The following is a 13,207-nucleotide window of genomic DNA, read 5'->3' as shown; positions in this document are numbered from 1 at the left end:
ACTTACCTGTGTAAGCTTCTGGGGATGAACTCGCTTGCTGCCTTGCTCTAATTCGAAATCTCTGCGCTTTGGCAACAGTTTGATCTTTCGAGCTACAGCGGCGTTCGCCTCCCTCGTTCACCCCAGTCACTGACCTGTGTAAGCTCCTGAGGATGAACTTGCTTGCTGCCTTGCTCTAACTCGAAATCTCTGCGCTTTGGCAACAGTTTGATCTTTCGAGCTACAGCGGCGTTCGCCTCCCTCGTTCACCCCAGTCACTGACCTGTGTAAGCTCCTGGGGATGAACTTGGTTGCTGCCTTGCTCTCACTCGAAATCTCTGCGCTTTTGGTGTTGAGAATGAAAATACTCCAAACCTGAGTGACTTATTTCTAAAAGTCGCTCGGGTTTTTGTTTTTAAGCATCTTCAAATCTGACTATCAGATTTATAAGAGACTCAAGCTCTTTGTGCATTTAATAGTGCTGCAAGATCATTAATTTAGCGCTTACAAAGCTGACTGTTGCTATTTAGTTAAAAATAACCCGCATTTTTGTGCGTGAAACGTCCATTTCACGGCAGTTTCACGCACTTTTCATTTAATTAAAGCGCAAAGTTGGCATTGATTGCTCAAATATCATACGTATCATGTGGTGATTTTTTAGCTAAATCCAGTGAATTTTACTGCCCAGCGTTTCAAATCCAGTTTAAGATTCTGCTTTTAGGATCGAGACTTGCCTTCATGCACTATAAAAGCGTACCTTAACGCCGCTGCACTCGCATTCCCCCTGCATAAAAAAGTCATTTTCATATCGTCAGGCAACTTCCTCAAGTTTATGCCGAGTGCCAGCAGCGGACACTTTTATTCATTTTGCACAGGCATCACGACATCATCATGAGTCATCAGTTAAAAACCAAAGATATTCTGGCATTGGGCTTTATGACCTTTGCCTTATTTGTCGGTGCGGGAAATATCATTTTCCCTCCGATGGTAGGATTACAGGCCGGTCACCACGTATGGTGGGCCGCACTCGGTTTTATGATCACTGCCGTCGGTCTACCGGTGATGACCGTGATTGCTCTTGCTCGTGTCGGTGGCGGTATTGATGCGCTGAGCACCCCAATTGGTCGCAAGGCCGGTCTGTTATTGGCGACCGTCTGCTACCTGGCCGTTGGTCCGCTTTTCGCCACGCCGCGTACCGCAACGGTTTCTTTTGAAGTTGGGATTGCACCGTTAACCGGTGACGGCGCAACTCCGCTCTTGGTGTACAGCCTGATTTACTTCGTGCTGGTGATCGGAATTTCGCTTTATCCGGGCCGCCTGCTCGATACTGTAGGCCATATTCTGGCGCCGCTGAAAATTGTTGCGCTGGCAATCCTGGGTATTGCTGCCGTGCTGTGGCCTGCCGGTCAACCGCTGCCAGCCACTCAGGCTTACGAAACCCAGCCGTTCTCCAACGGTTTCGTGAATGGTTATCTGACTATGGATACGCTGGGCGCATTGGTGTTCGGTATTGTCATCGTTAACGCAGCACGTTCTCGCGGAGTAAGCGACGCCAAGCTGTTGACTCGCTACACTGTTTTAGCCGGTTTGATTGCCGGTCTGGGCCTGCTGCTGGTTTACCTGAGCCTGTTCAAGCTCGGCGTTAACACTGCATCGCTGGTGCCACAGGCGCAAAATGGTGCTGTTATTCTGCACACCTACGTACAGCAGACCTTTGGCGGTGTCGGTAGCTTCTTCCTGGCAGCGCTTATCTTCATCGCCTGTATGGTGACTGCGGTTGGCCTGACCTGCGCCTGCGCCGAGTTCTTCTCGCAATATCTGCCGCTGTCTTACAAGACGCTGGTATTTATTCTGGGCCTGTTCTCGATGCTGGTTTCTAACCTTGGCCTGAGCCACCTGATTCAGATTTCAATCCCGATTCTGACCGCTATTTATCCACCGTGCATCGCCTTGGTTGTTCTGAGCTTTACCCTGCGCTGGTGGAATAGCACCGCCCGTATTATCGCGCCGGTGATGCTGGTCAGCCTGATTTTCGGTATTATTGACGGTATCAAAAGCTCCAACTTTGCTGCCAGCCTGCCGGAATGGACTGCTCATTTGCCGCTGGCCGAGCAAGGTTTGTCCTGGCTTCCACCGTCAGTCTTGATGCTGCTGCTGGTTGGGATTTACGACAAAGTGAGTGGTGCGCGCAGCGTTACAGCACACCAGTAATGAAAACGCCAGAAAGGTGCCCTCGGTGAGTGGCACCCGCGTTGATTAAGCATTCGCCAATCAGGGCCACGGACTCGTTTCCGTGGCTTTTTCGTTGGCAGAGGATAGCGGCGACCATTCCGTTATCTCGTTTTTAGACCGCGCTTTATGATTTGGAATTTTTAAATGCAACAATCTCTAGATACACAGTCGGCCGAGAAACCCTCGACTTCGCTTAAACGCGGATTAAGTACCCGACACATTCGCTTTATGGCTCTCGGCTCGGCGATTGGTACCGGCCTGTTTTACGGTTCGGCAGATGCGATAAAAATGGCGGGGCCAAGCGTGCTGCTCGCCTACCTCATTGGCGGGATTATTGCCTTCATCATCATGCGTGCGCTGGGAGAGATGTCGGTAAACAACCCACAGACAGGCTCGTTTTCACGCTATGCACAAGACTATTTAGGACCATTGGCAGGCTATATCACCGGCTGGACCTACTGCTTTGAAATTTTGATCGTTGGTATCGCCGACGTGACAGCGTTCGGCATCTACATGGGCGTCTGGTTCCCCGACGTGCCGCACTGGATGTGGGTTCTGAGCGTGGTGCTTATCATCGGCGGCATTAATATGATGAGCGTTAAAGTGTTCGGCGAGCTGGAATTCTGGTTCTCGTTCTTCAAAGTATTGACCATCATCGTGATGATCCTCGCCGGTTTAGGCATCATCATCTGGGGCATTGGCAACGGCGGACATCCGACCGGCATAAGCAACCTGTGGAGTCACGGCGGCTTCTTTAGTCATGGTTTGATGGGCACCATTCTTTCACTGCAACTGGTGATGTTTGCCTATGGCGGCATCGAGATTATCGGTATTACTGCCGGCGAGGCCGAGGATCCAAAAACCACCATTCCAAAAGCCATTAACTCTGTGCCTTGGCGTATTCTGGTGTTCTACATGGGCACGCTGTTTGTGATCATGTCCATTTTCCCATGGAATCTGGTGGGTACTCAGGGCAGCCCGTTTGTTCTGACTTTCCAGCACATGGGCATTGCCGCTGCTGCAACTATTCTTAATTTTGTAGTGATTACTGCTTCGCTTTCAGCTATTAACGCCGATATCTTTGGCGTCGGCCGCATGCTGCACGGCATGGCCAATCAGGGGCAGGCACCAAAAGTGTTTGCTAAAGTATCCCGTCGCGGCACGCCATTTATGACCGTGATTGTGATGATGGTTGCCCTGCTGATTGCGGTATATCTGAACTACATCATGCCGGAAAACGTGTTCCTGGTCATTGCCTCACTTGCGACCTTTGCCACCGTTTGGGTATGGATTATGATCCTCTTCTCGCAGATTGGTTTCCGCCTCAAGTTAAGCCGCAAACAGATTTCTGAGCTGGAATTCCCGATGCGCGGCGGCATCTTCACCTCGATTGTTGCTATCATTTTCCTGTTCTTTATCATCGGGCTGATTGGCTACTTCCCGGATACCCGCATGTCATTGTATGTTGGGGGAGTATGGATTCTTGCACTGGTGGTCAGCTATTGGATTAAAACCCGCAGGCAGGCCTGATAAGCAATAACCTGCAGCAATAAGAAAGGGAGGTAAGCAAGCGCTCACCTCCCTTTTGATTTCTATTCACTTAATTACTTTATGGGCGAGTATCTCGGTCAACAAGATACACTTTTACAAATGCTCATTATTAGGGGAAACGTTCCGATGAGGCCGTAGCGGCGTTTTTGCCGCCGAAGCGCCTCGCGGGACGGTCGACCCGAGTATCTCGGTCAACAAGGTTTAAATATTAATAACCTTTTGCCGCCCCGGCAGGACGACGAACGTCATTGGCGCCGTAAAGATAGCCCTCACGCACCTTGCCAGATACCGCCGCGTCATTGCCCGAACTTTGCGGAGTAACCCCCACCGCACCCGGCAGGCCTACCATAATCAGCTCCGCCGCGCCCCATGGCGTCTGCTCAACCATTTTGTAACCCATCTTCTGCAACAAATTCAAACTGTCAGCCGACACACCGCGCTGCTCGTAATACACTTCATCCGGCAACCACTGATGGTGAATACGCGGCGCATTTACTGCTTCCTGCGGAGGCATGCCGAAATCGATCACATTCAACGCGGTTTCCAGCGTAATAGTGATGATACGAGACCCCCCCGGCGACCCCAGAACCATAAAGGTTTTGCCGTCTTTAGTGATTAAACTCGGGCTCATCGACGATAGTGGGCGCTTACCGGGGGCGATGGCATTTTTACTGCCCTGCACCAGCCCGTACATGTTTTTCTCGCCGACCTTGCTGGTAAAATCGTCCATCTCATCATTCAAGAAGAACCCTGTACCCGGAGCAATCTCGATGGAACCAAACAGCCCATTGATTGTATAAGTGGTCGAAACTGCATTGCCGTCTTTGTCGACAATAGAATAATGCGTGGTTTCCGGTTTTTCGTGCGGCTCCATACCAGGCTGAACCTGCGAAGAAGGTGTGGCCTTGTCAGCTTCGATTTTCTTACGGATATCAGCAGCGTAGCTCTTGCTCAACAAACGATCCACAGGATTGTCAACAAACGCCGGATCGCCAAGGAAGGTGTTGCGATCCATATAAGCATGGCGCATTGCCTCAGTCAGATAATGAATAGACGCCGCCGAGTTAAAGCCCATGCTCTTCAGGTCATAACCTTCAAGAATATTCAGCGTTTCACACATCGTCACACCGCCCGAGCTTGGCGGAGGCGCAGAAACAAACTTGTAGCCACGGTAACTGCAGGTTACTGGCGCGGTTTCAGTCACCTTATAGTTGGCAAAATCAGCCGCGGTGATAATACCGCCGCCTTTTTTCGAGGCCGCTTCGACCGCAGCAGGAATTTTACCCTTATAGAAAGCATCAGGGCCGTGCTTAGAAATTGCCTCAAGCGTCTTGGCCAGATCCATTTGCACCAGCTTGTCGCCCGGTTGCAGCGGAGTGCCGTCCTTGCGCAGGAAGATTTTCGCCACGTCGGGCTGGTCTTTAAACTTTGCGGTCTTGGTGTCGAGAATGTCGGTGTCGGCGCGAGTCAGCACAAAACCATCGCGAGCCAGCTTGATTGCCGGAGCCATTACCTGAGCGCGAGTCAGCTTGCCGTAAGCGCGCTGAGCGTGATCCAGACCCATCACCGTACCCGGTACGCCTACCGCCAGATAACCATACAGACTGGCACCTTTTTTGATATTACCCTGTGCGTCGAGATACATATTGGCGCTGGCCGCAGCGGGCGCCATCTCGCGGAAATTGATGAAAGTGTCTTTGCCGTTGGCCAGATGCACCGTCATGAAGCCACCGCCGCCAATGTTGCCACAGCATGGGTTGACCACCGCCTCGGCGTAGCCCACCGCTACTGCGGCATCAATCGCGTTACCGCCTTTCTTGAGAATATCGACGCCCACCTGAGAGGCGAGGTATTGGGAGGTCACCACCATGCCGTTTTTGGCTTCTACCGCCGGGTTAGAGGCGGCATATAGAGAACCGCTGACTAGCAGCGCGGCCAAGGTCAGAGGTACGGTTAACGGCTTCGTCCATTGTTTTAAAAACATAAAAGCTCCTGGTTACACCCTGTAGTGTGATTTTTTGTCGCGTTAATAATGCAAAGCGCAGGCCATTTATTGAAACAAAAATTCAAATGCTGCAATAACATACATCAGCTTAGATGTTATTTAACATATGAGATACAAAGGCAGGCAGGAGTATGAGCTTGGTCGAAAAAAAATTGCGTTGGAGAGAGGGTTTAAAGATGCGAGGCAAAAAAAAACGGCCAGCATAGGCTGACCGTCGGGCAATTCTGTTTTAGCTAACGCCAATAATCAAATGTGATTACAGGTTGATAGCATGCTCAGACAGGTATGCAGCAACGCCGTCTGGTGATGCGCTCATGCCTTTTTTGCCTTTTTCCCACTGTGCAGGACAAACTTCGCCGTGCTCTTCGTGGAATTGCAGCGCGTCAACCATACGCAGCATTTCGTCGATGTTACGGCCCAGCGGCAGGTCGTTAACAACCTGGTGGCGCACGATACCTTTATCATCGATCAGGAAAGAACCACGCAGAGCAACACCAGCGTCTGGGTGTTCGATGCCGTAGGCTTTCTGGATTTCACGTTTGATATCAGCAACCATCGCGTATTTCACTTTGCCGATGCCGCCGTTTTCAACAGGGGTGTTACGCCATGCATTGTGAACAAACTCAGAGTCAAAAGAGATACCGACTACTTCAACGCCTTTTGACTGGAAGTCTTCGTAACGCTTGTCGAAAGCGATCAGCTCAGATGGGCACACGAAAGTGAAGTCCATTGGCCAGAAGAAAACAACGGTAGCTTTACCCGCAGTGTGTTTTTTAAAGTTGAAGTTTTCAACAACTTCGCCGCTGCCAAGAACAGCTGCTGCGGTAAAATCTGGGGCCGGACGAGTTACCAGAACCATAAAAACTCCTTTCTAGTATTAGGTAAATGGAGGGATTATCAAATCGCAGCCAGTATAAGTGCAACGACTAGGGGAATAAACCCCATGGGACCAATCGATCAGATAGCATTCGGCTATCAAATGTGATCTAGATCTGCTTATTCTTGGCCTGTTGCATCATTTGCGGGTAAAACTGCCAGAACTGTCGCTCTAAATGCTCGTATTGGAGACTAACGTCGTAAAACGAGCCAGCGAGAGCCGCCAGTCGTGGCCGCCGATTGGCCATACCTTGTAACACATCGCCTATGAAGGGGAGTTCGGCATAACGCTCCATCCATCGTTGAGGCCAAAGATAGGTATTGAGACTTTGAAATCGCTCGGGAGTTTCTGCCAGATGAGGTTCAATCGTTTCACGACACTGATTGATAAACACTGCCAGCGGCATCTCCGGGCAAAGCTTGTCCCAGTGCAGCGACAGGAAGTGATCCCAAACGACGTCGAGCGTTATGGAGGACACTCGTCGAAATTCGGGGCGGAAAAAGTCACGGGCAACTTTTACTTCCGGCAGTGAATCGGTCATCACGTCAACTCGCCGATGCATGCGTATTCCGCTGACTACAGCAGCAGAATACAGGCCCTCGGGATTGCCGCGAACGAAATCCGCCATCAGGTTGCCCATCAGCGAACTGTCGGCCAGTTTGGCCAGATGAAGGTGTGCGAGAAAATTCATTTGCGCAGTATAACGCCTTTATGCCGCAAGTTGCAGCGCCATTGGCTTCGCTGTCCACTTAACGTACCGTCAGGAAGCATCATTTATTAAGGGTAAAACTTGCAGCCACAACGCGCGCACTCTAGACTAAGCCGCCTGTTTTTTTATCCTGCGTGCAGCCGTTCGCGGCAAAAAGCGGGATAAACGATTTTATATCTTAAGTTTAAGTGGAAATATCAGCTATGCGTGTTGCCGATTTTACGTTCGAACTCCCCGAGTCCCTGATTGCCCGCTATCCGCAGAGTCAGCGCAGCGGTTGTCGTTTATTGTCTCTGGACGGGCCGACCGGCGAACTGACTCATGGTATTTTCACCGACGTTTTAGACAAGCTGAACCCGGGCGATCTGCTGGTATTCAACAATACCCGCGTTATTCCTGCCCGCGTATTTGGTCGCAAGGCTAGCGGTGGCAAAATTGAAGTGCTGGTTGAGCGCGTGCTGGATTCAAAACGCGTGCTGGCCCACGTGCGAGCCTCCAAATCACCTAAGCCGGGAGCAGAATTGCTGCTGGGCGACGCCGAAAACATCAAGGCGACCATGGTGGCGCGTCACGATACTTTGTTCGAGCTGGAATTCAATGAAGACCGCGATGTCTTTACTCTACTCGACGAGATCGGCCATATGCCGTTGCCTCCTTATATTGATCGTCCTGACGAAGACGCCGACCGCGAGCTGTATCAAACAGTTTACAGCGAACGCCTGGGGGCAGTTGCTGCACCAACGGCGGGACTGCATTTTGATCAGCCGCTGATGGATGCGTTGCAGGAAAAAGGCATCGAATTTGCGTTTGTGACCCTGCACGTTGGCGCAGGCACCTTCCAGCCGGTACGTGTCGATACTATCGAAGAGCACGTAATGCACGCCGAATACGCCGAAGTACCGCAGGAAGTCGTGGATGCGGTAATCGCCTGTAAAGCGCGCGGTAATCGCGTGGTGGCGGTGGGAACCACCTCGGTTCGTTCGCTGGAAAGCGCGGCCAAGGCCTGTAAAGAAGGGCTGATTGCGCCATTCTTTGGTGACACCAGCATCTTTATTTTCCCTGGCTATGAATATGATGTGATCGACGTGCTTATCACTAATTTCCATCTGCCTGAATCGACGCTGATTATGCTGGTCTCGGCTTTTGCCGGTTATAAAAATACTATCAACGCCTATCATCAGGCGGTGGCAGAGCAGTATCGTTTCTTTAGTTATGGTGATGCGATGTTTATCCACCGTAACCTACTGGCTTCACAGGAAATTGTGGGACAGTAATTTTTGCTGGCTCTTATCGTCCAGGGCCTTACTTTTCAGGTTTAACCTGAATCTTACCAAGCATTGGACTGTTTTTCCGGTGTGGAGAATTGATTGAAAATGAAGTACGAACTATCTACCACTGATGGCCGCGCACGTCGCGGTCGTTTGGTGTTCGAGCGCGGTGTTGTTGAAACTCCAGCCTTTATGCCCGTGGGTACTTACGGCACCGTAAAAGGGATGACCCCGGAAGAAGTCAAAGAAACCGGCGCGCAAATCCTGCTCGGTAACACTTTCCACCTGTGGCTGCGCCCTGGGCAGGAGATCATGAAACTGCACGGCGATCTGCACGATTTCATGAATTGGCATGGCCCGATCCTCACCGATTCAGGCGGCTTTCAGGTGTTCAGTCTGGGAGCGATGCGCAAGATCAAAGAAGAGGGCGTGCATTTCCGCAATCCTATCAACGGCGATCCGGTATTTCTTAGTCCCGAGAAATCCATGGAGATCCAAAACGATCTCGGCTCGGATATCGTGATGATTTTTGACGAATGTACGCCTTATCCTGCCGATTGGGATTACGCTAAGCGTTCGATGGAAATGTCACTGCGTTGGGCCAGGCGCAGCCGCGACCGCCACGACGAACTGAAAAATAACAACGCCTTATTCGGAATTATTCAGGGCAGCGTTTACGAAGATTTACGAGATGTATCGATAAAAGGGCTGGTAGATATTGGCTTTGATGGTTACGCTGTGGGCGGTTTGGCTGTCGGCGAACCAAAAGAAGACATGCATCGTATTCTTGAGCACGTTTGTCCGCAGATTCCAGAGGACAAACCTCGTTATCTGATGGGCGTCGGAAAACCGGAAGACCTGGTTGAAGGCGTTCGTCGCGGCGTTGATATGTTCGACTGCGTTATGCCGACGCGTAACGCGCGTAACGGCCATCTTTTTGTGACCGACGGCGTGGTGAAAATCCGCAATGCCAAGCATAAAGATGATACCTCGACGCTGGATGAGCACTGTGATTGCTATACGTGTCGCAATTATAGCCGTGCCTACTTGCATCATCTCGACCGTTGCAACGAAATACTGGGTGCGCGCTTAAATACGATCCACAACCTGCGTTATTATCAGCGTTTGATGGCCGGTTTACGCCAGGCTATCGAAGAAGGTAAGTTAGAGCAGTTTGTGGCCGATTTTTACGAGCGACAAGGCAAGGCAGTTCCGCCTTTAAACTTCTGATTTTGCAAAAATTAAACGTGGCTCTAAGTCATGTTCAATAATGCGAAATCAAAGATTTTTGTGTTTCAATAACTTGTTTTATAACAACAATGAGGGAATTTAAATGAGTCTTTTCATTTCTGATGCCGTCGCAGCAACTGGCGCCACGTCACAGGGAAGTCCTTACTCTCTGGTTATCATGCTGGTGGTATTTGGTCTGATTTTCTATTTCATGATCCTGCGCCCGCAGCAAAAGCGTTCTAAAGAGCACAAAAAACTGATGGACTCCATCGGTAAAGGTGATGAAGTCATGACAACCGGCGGCCTGATCGGTCGTGTGAGCAAAGTAGCTGATACCGGTTACGTTGTTATCGCACTGAACGAGACCACCGAAGTAATGATCAAGCGTGACTTCGTAGCTGCCGTTCTGCCGAAAGGTACGATGAAGGCGCTTTAATTTTTGATTTTCCCGAAGGGAACTGCCGTGTTAAACCGTTATCCTTTGTGGAAGTATCTGATGCTGATCTTCGTGATCATCGTCGGTCTGCTATATGCGCTTCCCAACCTTTATGGTGAGGATCCGGCTGTTCAAATTACTGGCGCCCGAGGTTCGGACGCCAGTGTTGCAACGCTGGACCAAGTCAGAGATCTACTGAATAAAGATAAACTTGTCAGCAAGTCCATTGCGCTGGAAAACGGCTCAATCCTTGCTCGCTTCAACGACACCGACGTTCAGCTGCGCGCCCGCGATGCTCTGACCGCGGCGCTGGGCGACAAATTTGTTATCGCATTGAACCTGGCTCCTGCGACGCCTTCCTGGCTGACCATGCTGGGTGCCGAGCCTATGAAACTGGGTCTCGACCTGCGCGGCGGCGTGCACTTCCTGATGGAAGTCGACATGGACACTGCGCTGGGCAAACTGCAAGAACAGACCATGGACAACATGCGTAGCGACCTTCGTGACCAGAGCATTCCTTATGCCACGGTTCGCAAGGCTGATAACTACGGCGTTGTACTGAGTTTCCGTGATTCTGCTACCCGCGACAAAGCCTCAAGCTACCTTTCGCCGCGCCATCGTGATCTGGTATTCAGCAACAGCGGTGACACCGATCTTCGTGTCGTGATGACTGACGATCGCATCAGCGAGGCCAAAGAATACGCAGTACAGCAGAACATCAATATTCTGCGTAACCGTGTGAACCAGCTGGGTGTTGCCGAGCCAGTGGTACAGCGTCAGGGTTCTGACCGTATCGTGGTAGAGCTGCCAGGTATTCAGGACACCGCTCGCGCCAAAGAAATTCTGGGTGCAACCGCAACGCTGGAATTCCGCCTGGTTAACACCAACGTTGATGCGACAGCGGCGGCCAGCGGACGTGTTCCTGGCGACAGCGAAGTCAAGAATATGCAGGATGGACAGCCAGTTGTGCTGTACAAGCGCGTGATTCTGACCGGTGACCACATTACCGATTCCACCTCGAGTCAGGACGAATATAACCAACCACAGGTTAATATTTCCCTCGACAGCGCGGGTGGTAACATTATGTCCAACTTCACCAAGGACAACATCGGCAAGCCGATGGCGACCCTGTTTGTGGAGTATAAGGACAGCGGTAAGAAAGATGCCAATGGCCGTGCGATTCTGGCCAAGCAGGAACAGGTTATTAACGTCGCGACCATTCAGTCTCGTCTGGGTAACAGCTTCCGTATTACCGGTGTGAACGATCCAAACCAGGCTCGCCAGCTGTCTCTGCTGCTGCGTGCCGGTGCGCTGATTGCGCCAATTCAGATTGTTGAAGAACGGACCATTGGTCCAACCATGGGAGCTCAAAACATCTCTCAGGGTCTTGAAGCCTGTCTGTTTGGCCTGCTGGCATCGATTCTGTTTATGGTGGTGTTCTACCGTAAGTTTGGTTTGATTGCGACTTCGGCACTGATCGTTAACCTGGTACTGATTGTCGGGATTATGTCCCTGCTTCCGGGTGCAACGCTGACCATGCCAGGTATTGCAGGTATCGTACTGACGCTGGCGGTGGCGGTTGACGCCAACGTACTGATTAACGAGCGTATCAAGGAAGAGCTGCGTAACGGGCGTTCCGTTCAGCAGGCGATCCACGAAGGCTACAGCGGTGCGTTCTCCAGTATCGTCGATGCAAACATCACGACGTTGATCACGGCAATTATTCTGTATGCGGTCGGTACGGGATCGATTAAAGGTTTTGCAATCACCACGGCTATCGGTGTTGCGACCTCTATGTTTACGTCGATCGTCGGTACTCGTGCCATCGTCAACATGCTTTACGGCGGCAAACGCATCAAAAAGCTGTCTATCTGAGGAGTGCGTTGTGGCACAGCAAGAATATACTGTTGAACAACTAAACTACGGCCGTAAAGTCATCGACTTTATGCGCTGGGACAACGTGGCCTTTTGTCTTTCAGGCCTGTTGTTAATCGCCTCCGTGCTGATTATGGGTGTTCGCGGGTTTAACTGGGGTCTGGACTTTACCGGTGGTACGGTCATTGAAATTACCCTGTCTCAGCCTGCCAATCTCGATGATATGCGCGGTTCGCTGGAGAAGGCCGGGTTCCAGGATCCGATCGTCCAGAACTTTGGCAGCAGCCGCGACGTGGTAGTTCGTTTACCACCACCGAAGTCTGACACTGCCGGTCAGGAATTAGGTAACAAGGTTATCAGCCTGATTAACGCCGATGTCGATAAAACCGCTACCGTTAAACGTATCGAGTTTGTTGGTCCAAGCGTGGGGAGCGATCTGGCACAGGCTGGAGGCATGGCGCTGTTGATTGCGCTGATTTGTATCCTGATTTATGTCGGTTTCCGTTTTGAGTGGCGTTTGGCGCTGGGTGCCGTATTGGCATTGGCGCATGACGTTGTCATCACCATGGGCGTGCTGGCACTGTTCAAGATTGAAATTGATTTAACCATCGTCGCCTCTTTGATGTCAGTTATTGGTTATTCACTGAACGACAGTATCGTGGTATCGGACCGTATTCGTGAAAACTTCCGCAAGATTCGTCGCGGTAACTCTTACGAAATCATGAACGTGTCGCTGACCCAGACGCTAAGCCGTACCATCATGACCTCAGCGACCACGCTGATGGTGGTGTTGATGCTCTACATCTTCGGGGGGCCTCTGCTTGCAGGGTTCTCACTGACCATGTTGATTGGTGTCTCAATCGGTACTGTCTCTTCAATCTATGTCGCATCCGCCCTGGCTCTGAAGCTGGGTATGAAGCGCGAACATATGTTGCAGCAGAAGGTCGAGAAGGAAGGGGCGGATCAACCGTCTATCCTGCCTTGAGCCTGATCGGGTGCTCTCTGTAGCGCCCGATTAAGTGAAAAAACCTTATGGAAAAGGCCT

General features: G+C 51.1%; 10 protein-coding genes. 7 read left to right on the top strand and 3 right to left on the bottom strand.

The genetic code is table 11. The annotated features are described in order from the left end of the window. Positions 1-870: 870 nt before the first annotated feature. Both brnQ and proY read left to right on the top strand, forming a co-directional pair. Positions 871-2,190: a branched-chain amino acid transport system II carrier protein gene (gene brnQ, locus SPM24T3_RS20185; RefSeq protein ID WP_009638672.1), complete on the top strand. Its 1,320-nt coding sequence runs from the start codon at positions 871-873 to the stop codon at positions 2,188-2,190. 165 nt (positions 2,191-2,355) lie between these two features. Then, positions 2,356-3,741: a proline-specific permease ProY gene (gene proY, locus SPM24T3_RS20180; RefSeq protein ID WP_009638671.1), complete on the top strand. Its 1,386-nt coding sequence runs from the start codon at positions 2,356-2,358 to the stop codon at positions 3,739-3,741. Between the two features lie 229 nt (positions 3,742-3,970). Here proY and ggt read toward each other — a convergent pair whose 3' ends face one another. The 3 genes from ggt to SPM24T3_RS20165 all read right to left on the bottom strand — a co-directional run bounded on the left by ggt (position 3,971) and on the right by SPM24T3_RS20165 (position 7,335). Then, on the bottom strand, positions 3,971-5,746 hold the full coding sequence (gene ggt / locus SPM24T3_RS20175; protein ID WP_009638670.1) for a gamma-glutamyltransferase: 1,776 nt from the start codon (positions 5,744-5,746) through the stop codon (positions 3,971-3,973). Between the two features lie 277 nt (positions 5,747-6,023). Next, positions 6,024-6,626, bottom strand: a complete 603-nt coding sequence (locus SPM24T3_RS20170; RefSeq protein ID WP_009638669.1) for a peroxiredoxin C — start codon at positions 6,624-6,626, stop codon at positions 6,024-6,026. A 127-nt stretch (positions 6,627-6,753) separates the two neighbouring features. Further along, positions 6,754-7,335 (bottom strand): ACP phosphodiesterase, encoded by a 582-nt coding sequence (locus SPM24T3_RS20165; RefSeq protein WP_009638668.1) that lies wholly within the window; start codon positions 7,333-7,335, stop codon positions 6,754-6,756. A gap of 221 nt (positions 7,336-7,556) precedes the next feature. Between SPM24T3_RS20165 and queA the strand changes: the two genes are divergently transcribed. The 5 genes from queA (at position 7,557) to secF (ending at position 13,147) form a co-directional block, all read left to right on the top strand. After that, the gene (queA, locus tag SPM24T3_RS20160; protein ID WP_009638667.1) at positions 7,557-8,627 is read left to right on the top strand and encodes a tRNA preQ1(34) S-adenosylmethionine ribosyltransferase-isomerase QueA; all 1,071 of its coding nucleotides are present in this window, start codon (positions 7,557-7,559) and stop codon (positions 8,625-8,627) included. Positions 8,628-8,726: 99 nt separating this feature from the next. Beyond that, positions 8,727-9,851: a tRNA guanosine(34) transglycosylase Tgt gene (tgt, locus tag SPM24T3_RS20155; protein ID WP_009638665.1), complete on the top strand. Its 1,125-nt coding sequence runs from the start codon at positions 8,727-8,729 to the stop codon at positions 9,849-9,851. A 103-nt stretch (positions 9,852-9,954) separates the two neighbouring features. Continuing rightward, the gene (gene yajC, locus SPM24T3_RS20150) at positions 9,955-10,287 is read left to right on the top strand and encodes a preprotein translocase subunit YajC (protein ID WP_009638664.1); all 333 of its coding nucleotides are present in this window, start codon (positions 9,955-9,957) and stop codon (positions 10,285-10,287) included. Positions 10,288-10,314: 27 nt separating this feature from the next. Continuing rightward, the gene (gene secD, locus SPM24T3_RS20145; RefSeq protein ID WP_009638663.1) at positions 10,315-12,162 is read left to right on the top strand and encodes a protein translocase subunit SecD; all 1,848 of its coding nucleotides are present in this window, start codon (positions 10,315-10,317) and stop codon (positions 12,160-12,162) included. A gap of 70 nt (positions 12,163-12,232) precedes the next feature. Then, complete coding sequence (gene secF, locus SPM24T3_RS20140; RefSeq protein WP_050956193.1) at positions 12,233-13,147, top strand: protein translocase subunit SecF; 915 nt, start codon at positions 12,233-12,235, stop codon at positions 13,145-13,147. Positions 13,148-13,207 lie beyond the last annotated feature (60 nt).

It is taken from the genome of Serratia sp. M24T3, from assembly GCF_000257645.1.
Lineage (GTDB): Bacteria > Pseudomonadota > Gammaproteobacteria > Enterobacterales > Enterobacteriaceae > Rouxiella.
The sequence above is the reverse complement of the archived record's forward strand: the minus strand, read 5'-3'. Positions and strand labels throughout refer to the sequence as shown.

Coding starts and splice junctions, on each gene's coding strand:
- SPM24T3_RS20170 (WP_009638669.1), bottom strand. CDS start 6,626: ATGGTTCTGGTAACTCGTCCGGCCCCAGATTTTACCGCAGCAGCTGTT.
- ggt (WP_009638670.1), bottom strand. CDS start 5,746: ATGTTTTTAAAACAATGGACGAAGCCGTTAACCGTACCTCTGACCTTG.
- brnQ (WP_009638672.1), top strand. CDS start 871: ATGAGTCATCAGTTAAAAACCAAAGATATTCTGGCATTGGGCTTTATG.
- yajC (WP_009638664.1), top strand. CDS start 9,955: ATGAGTCTTTTCATTTCTGATGCCGTCGCAGCAACTGGCGCCACGTCA.
- proY (WP_009638671.1), top strand. CDS start 2,356: ATGCAACAATCTCTAGATACACAGTCGGCCGAGAAACCCTCGACTTCG.
- queA (WP_009638667.1), top strand. CDS start 7,557: ATGCGTGTTGCCGATTTTACGTTCGAACTCCCCGAGTCCCTGATTGCC.
- tgt (WP_009638665.1), top strand. CDS start 8,727: ATGAAGTACGAACTATCTACCACTGATGGCCGCGCACGTCGCGGTCGT.
- secF (WP_050956193.1), top strand. CDS start 12,233: ATGCGCTGGGACAACGTGGCCTTTTGTCTTTCAGGCCTGTTGTTAATC.
- SPM24T3_RS20165 (WP_009638668.1), bottom strand. CDS start 7,335: ATGAATTTTCTCGCACACCTTCATCTGGCCAAACTGGCCGACAGTTCG.